Source organism: Rhizobacter sp., assembly GCF_031412075.1.
Taxonomy (GTDB): Bacteria; Pseudomonadota; Gammaproteobacteria; order Burkholderiales; family Burkholderiaceae_C; genus Rhizobacter.
The window spans coordinates 1-3,747 of record NZ_JANOCG010000559.1; the positions used below are offsets into that span (position 1 = coordinate 1).

5 protein-coding genes and 3 tRNA genes are annotated in these 3,747 nt (G+C 62.7%); 7 read left to right on the forward strand and 1 reads right to left on the reverse strand.

The window, feature by feature from the left end:
* The 6 genes from RMO40_RS20735 to RMO40_RS20760 all read left to right on the forward strand — a co-directional run.
* Positions 1–182: PLP-dependent transferase (locus tag RMO40_RS20735; protein ID WP_309725392.1), on the forward strand; the 182-nt coding region annotated here is incomplete at its 5' end.
* 4 nt (positions 183–186) lie between these two features.
* A complete protein-coding gene (gene gltX / locus RMO40_RS20740; protein WP_309725393.1) occupies positions 187–1,572 on the forward strand; it encodes a glutamate--tRNA ligase in 1,386 nt (461 codons plus the stop codon).
* A 52-nt stretch (positions 1,573–1,624) separates the two neighbouring features.
* Positions 1,625–1,700, forward strand: a tRNA-Ala gene (locus RMO40_RS20745).
* 51 nt (positions 1,701–1,751) lie between these two features.
* Positions 1,752–1,827, forward strand: a tRNA-Glu gene (locus RMO40_RS20750).
* Positions 1,828–1,865: 38 nt separating this feature from the next.
* Positions 1,866–1,942: transfer RNA gene (locus RMO40_RS20755), tRNA-Asp, on the forward strand.
* Between the two features lie 178 nt (positions 1,943–2,120).
* Positions 2,121–2,513: a DUF4440 domain-containing protein gene (locus tag RMO40_RS20760; RefSeq protein ID WP_309725396.1), complete on the forward strand. Its 393-nt coding sequence runs from the start codon at positions 2,121–2,123 to the stop codon at positions 2,511–2,513.
* A gap of 34 nt (positions 2,514–2,547) precedes the next feature.
* Here the strand turns inward: RMO40_RS20760 and RMO40_RS20765 are convergent, their stop codons facing one another.
* The gene (locus RMO40_RS20765; protein WP_309725398.1) at positions 2,548–2,931 is read right to left on the reverse strand and encodes an MAPEG family protein; all 384 of its coding nucleotides are present in this window, start codon (positions 2,929–2,931) and stop codon (positions 2,548–2,550) included.
* An 87-nt stretch (positions 2,932–3,018) separates the two neighbouring features.
* Here RMO40_RS20765 and RMO40_RS20770 point away from each other — a divergent pair, with 87 nt between their 5' ends.
* Positions 3,019–3,708, forward strand: coding sequence for a glutathione S-transferase family protein (locus tag RMO40_RS20770; protein ID WP_309725400.1), 690 nt, complete (start codon positions 3,019–3,021; stop codon positions 3,706–3,708).
* Positions 3,709–3,747 lie beyond the last annotated feature (39 nt).

Consider the following 3,747-nt stretch of genomic DNA (forward strand, 5'->3'; position numbering starts at 1 on the left):
CCGCCAACCTGGGCGACACCAAGACCACGATCACCCACCCGGCCAGCACCTCGCACGGCCGCCTCACCGAAGCGCAGCGTCAGGCGGCTGGCATCACGCAGGGAATGATCCGCGTGGCCGTGGGCCTCGACGACGTGGAAGACCTGAAGGCCGATCTGTTGCGCGGCCTGGCAACTCTCTGAACACATGACCAACAAGATCCGCACCCGCATTGCCCCTTCGCCCACCGGCTTCCTGCACCTGGGCACGGCCCGCACCGCGCTTTATTCCTGGGCCTTCGCCCGCCACTTCGGTGGCGAGTTTGTGCTGCGCATTGAAGACACCGATGTCGCTCGCTCGACGCAAGATTCAGTCGACCAGATCCTCGCGTCGATGAAGTGGCTCGGCCTCGACTACGACGAAGGCCCGATCTACCAGATGCAGCGCCTGGATCGCTACCGAGCGGTGGTCGATCAGCTCATCACCGAAGGCAAGGCCTACCGTTGTTACGCCACGCCCGAAGAACTCGACGCGATGCGCGAGGCGCAGAAGTCGCGCGGCGAGAAGACGCACTACGACGGCCGCTGGCGCCCCGCGCCTGGCAAGACGCTGCCCGAACCACCGGCGGGTGTTCAGGCGGTGATCCGCTTCGCCAACCCGCACGACGGCGTCGTGACCTGGGACGACCTGTGCAAGGGCCCGATCAGCATCGCCAACCGCGAGATCGACGACCTCATCATCATGCGGGCCGACGGTGTGCCCACCTACAACTTTGCCGTGGTCGTGGACGACTGGGACATGCGCATCAGCCATGTCTTCCGTGGTGACGAGCACGTCAACAACACACCCTGGCAGATCAACATTTTCAACGCGCTGGGGGCACCGCTGCCCTTGTTCGGCCACGTGCCGGTGATCCTGGGCGACGATGGACAAAAGCTCTCCAAGCGCCGCGGCGCGGTGAGCGTCACGGCCTATGAAGAAAACGGCTTCTTGCCCGAGGCCATGCTCAATTACCTGGCGCGCCTGGGCTGGAGCCATGGCGATGAAGAGCTGTTCTCGCGCGAGCAACTGGTGACGTGGTTCGACGGCAGCCACCTGTCCAAGAGCCCGGCGCAATGGGACGCCGCCAAGCTCGCCTGGGTCAACGCGCACTACCTCAAGACGCTGGCTGACGATCGCCTGGCCGAGCTGGTGACGGCGCAACTGCAGCGCCGTGGCATCGTCGCCTCCAACGTGGCGCGTGCGACGGGGCTGTTCAAGGACCGCTGCTCGACCACCGTGGAACTCGCCGACTGGGTCGCCATGTACTACGCCGACGTGCAGCCCACTGCCGATGACCTCGCCGCGCACGTGACCGAGCTCGTGAAACCGGCGCTGCCTACGCTGCGCGACAAGCTATCCGCCGCTGAGTGGAACAAGGCCGCGATTGCTGCAGCCATCAAGGAAACACTCGCTGCTCACGGCCTGAAGATGCCGCAATTGGCCCACGCCATTCGCGTGCTGGTGTGCGGTCGTCCACAGACACCATCGATAGATGCAGTGCTCGAGCTATTCCCCAAAGAGACCGTGCTTGCGCGTTTGCAGAGGGCATGAAAATCTGTCTATAATCGCGGTCTCGCTTGAACAGCGTGCCTTGTTGAAAAACGGGGGTATAGCTCAGCTGGGAGAGCGCTTGCATGGCATGCAAGAGGTCAGCGGTTCGATCCCGCTTACCTCCACCAAAATCTGAAAGGGTTGAGGTGGCGCGCAGTTCAAGATGCATGAAGGATTGAGTCCCCTTCGTCTAGAGGCCTAGGACACCACCCTTTCACGGTGATTACAGGGGTTCGAATCCCCTAGGGGACGCCAAGTTTGATGGCGCTTGTGCAGCGATGCAGAAGCCATCTGGAGTGGTAGTTCAGTTGGTTAGAATACCGGCCTGTCACGCCGGGGGTCGCGGGTTCGAGCCCCGTCCACTCCGCCAGACAAGATAACGGGTTAGCGCGAAAGTGCTAACCCGTTTTTCTTTGGCCGTTTGCTTTGGCTTTTCTGAACGCCTGCCGTCCACGTAGGAGCTGACCTACCCCTCGACCAAATGTCGTCCGATGGGCTGCGACCCGCTCCGATAGCACCATGAGACTCGCTTCATGAAGGAGTCTCATATGCCCACACCCAACAAGACGCTCATCGATCTCGAAACCAGGTTTTGGCAATCGATGGTCGACCAGGACACTGATGCCGCGTTGCAGATGCTCAGCGAGCCGGCCCTCATGGTCAGCTCGCAGGGCGCCATCAAATTCGACCACGCGGGCTACCGCAAGATGGCGGAACAAGGGTCGATGGTCGTCACCGCCTTCAAGCTGAGTGACATGGAAGTTGTCTTCCCGAACGAAGCGACGGCCATCTTGAGCTATCGCGTCAAGCAGGAAGTCGCCTCCAAGGGAGATGGCAAGAGCTCGGAGCAAGAGATGAACGACACCTCGACATGGATCCAGAACGGAACGCGTTGGCAATGTGTCATGCACACCGAGACACCTGCTGCCGAGAAGCACTGAGTAGCCCCGCAACCGGTTGCCTACGACCCGGCCGTCAGAACGCGTGGTTCAGCAGCACGCCGCTCAAGCCGAACAACGTGAGGTAAGTGCCCAGCGCGCCGACGAAGCGCAGTCGGTGTCGCTGATCGAGGGTGGTAGCGATCAGCATGGCTGCCGCGTGAACGACGCGACTCAGCGTGCCCAACACCGCGAGAGCGGTGACCCATGGCCCTGGGGTTGCTGAGTTCAGGTACAGCAGCAACACCACCAGCAGCGGGATGTATTCGGCTGCGTTGTCGTGCGCCCGCACGGCCTGGGTGAGCTGGGCTTCGGTCGCCCTCGAGGAGCCCCGACCCTGCAGCCGTACTCTGGAGACATTGATACTCAATGCCGCGTAAAGAATCACCAGAAAGGCCGTGCAGAGCAGAACGATGTTCATGCGGCATTCTGCGCGCCAGACCCGGCGCGTAGGCAGTGAGATCGTCGCGTTGGTATCTTCCAGGCTCGGAAACACCAGCCAAGCCGCATGACATCTCTCACGCTCCACTACCACCCACTCTCTTCCTACTGCCACAAGGTGTTGATCGCGCTCTATGAGTTGGCGATCGAAGTCGACAAGCGCTTGCTGAACCTGGGCGACCCCGCCGAGCGATCCGCATTCGTGGGGCTGTGGGCCACGGGCAAGATGCCGCTGCTGATAGACGAAGGGCGGCCGATCCCCGAGACGAGCATCATCATCGAGCACCTGCAGCGCCACCACGCCAGCCCAGGCCGTGCTCTCATCCCGCATGACCCCGACGCGGCGCTGCAGGTGCGCCTGTGGGATCGCCTCTTCGACCAATACGTGATGACGCCCATGCAGGCCCTCACTGCCGACCTGCTGCGCCCTGAGGCTGACCGCGACGCCATCAACGTGGCCCGCGCCCGCGAAGGTTTGCTGTCGGCGTATGCGTGGATCGACAGTCATCTGGACGGGCGCACCTGGGTGGCTGCCGATGCGTTCAGCATGGCCGATTGCGCTGCCGCGCCGGCCTTGTTTTATGCCGTGACCTATGTGCCACTGGCGCCGCAACACACGCGTCTGGCCGCTTACGTCGACCGCCTGATGGATCGCCCCTCGGTGGTGCGCACCATCGACGAGGCGCGGCCGTTCTTCAAGTACTACCCGGGGCGTGCCGGCTTGTCACGCCGCTTCTTCGACCCACAGGCCCACTGAAAAAGCCGGGCTCTGCCTCGCCATGTCGCTCACCGGGTG